The following is a 1,397-nucleotide window of genomic DNA, read 5'->3' as shown; positions in this document are numbered from 1 at the left end:
TCCTGAGATGTGATGCCGAGCCGATTGTGGCGAAGTGGGTGATCCTATGCTGCCGAGAAAAGCCTCTAGTGAGTGTCGTGGCGGCCCGTACCCTAAACCGACTCAGGTGGTCAGGTAGAGAATACTAAGGCGATCGGGTGAACTGTGGTTAAGGAACTCGGCAAATTGCCCCCGTAACTTCGGGAGAAGGGGGGCCTTCGCTGGTGATCACACGTGCTGTGTGAGCTGGTGGGGGTCGCAGAGGCCAGGGGGAAGCGACTGTTTACTAAAAACACAGGTCCGTGCGAAGTCGTAAGACGATGTATACGGACTGACGCCTGCCCGGTGCTGGAACGTTAAGGGGACCGGTTAGTGGAGTTTACTCCGCGAAGCTGAGAACTTAAGCGCCAGTAAACGGCGGTGGTAACTATAACCATCCTAAGGTAGCGAAATTCCTTGTCGGGTAAGTTCCGACCTGCACGAATGGCGTAACGACTTCCCCGCTGTCTCAACCGCAGACCCGGCGAAATTGCACTACGAGTAAAGATGCTCGTTACGCGCAGCAGGACGGAAAGACCCCGGGACCTTCACTATAGCTTGACATTGGCGTTTGGAACGTCTTGTGTAGGATAGGTGGGAGACTGTGAAGCCGTCACGCTAGTGGTGGTGGAGTCATTGGTGAAATACCACTCTGGTCGTTTTGAACGTCTAACTTCGGTCCGTGATCCGGATCAGGGACAGTGTCTGGTGGGTAGTTTAACTGGGGCGGTTGCCTCCTAAAGAGTAACGGAGGCGCCCAAAGGTTCCCTCAGCCTGGTTGGCAATCAGGTGTCGAGTGTAAGTGCACAAGGGAGCTTGACTGTGAGACCGACGGGTCGAGCAGGAGCGAAAGCTGGGACTAGTGATCCGGCGGTGGCATGTGGAAGCGCCGTCGCTCAACGGCTAAAAGGTACCCCGGGGATAACAGGCTGATCTTCCCCAAGAGTCCATATCGACGGGATGGTTTGGCACCTCGATGTCGGCTCGTCGCATCCTGGGGCTGGAGTAGGTCCCAAGGGTTGGGCTGTTCGCCCATTAAAGCGGTACGCGAGCTGGGTTTAGAACGTCGCGAGACAGTTCGGTCCCTATCCGCTGCGCGCGCAGGAGACTTGAAAGGAGCTGTCCCTAGTACGAGAGGACCGGGACGGACGAACCTCTGGTGTGCCAGTTGTTCCGCCAGGAGCACGGCTGGTTGGCTACGTTCGGAAGGGATAACCGCTGAAAGCATCTAAGCGGGAAGCTCGCCTTGAGATGAGGTCTCCCACCACGAGAGTGGGTAAGGCTCCCGGGAGACGACCGGGTTGATAGGCTGGAAGTGGAAGCGCAGTAATGTGTGGAGCTGACCAGTACTAATAGGCCGAGGACTTGACCACAAAGCA

At 56.7% G+C, this 1,397-nt stretch carries 1 rRNA gene (running past one end of the window); it reads left to right on the top strand.

The features are described from left to right. Window positions 1-1,391, top strand: a 23S ribosomal RNA gene (locus ACZ6RT_RS37425) (it extends 1,379 nt beyond the left edge of the window). The last annotated feature ends 6 nt before the right edge of the window (window positions 1,392-1,397 follow it).

The sequence above is a fragment of the Streptosporangium sp. NPDC050148 genome (genome assembly GCF_055586505.1).
This window is presented reverse-complemented; position numbering and strand designations above follow the sequence as displayed.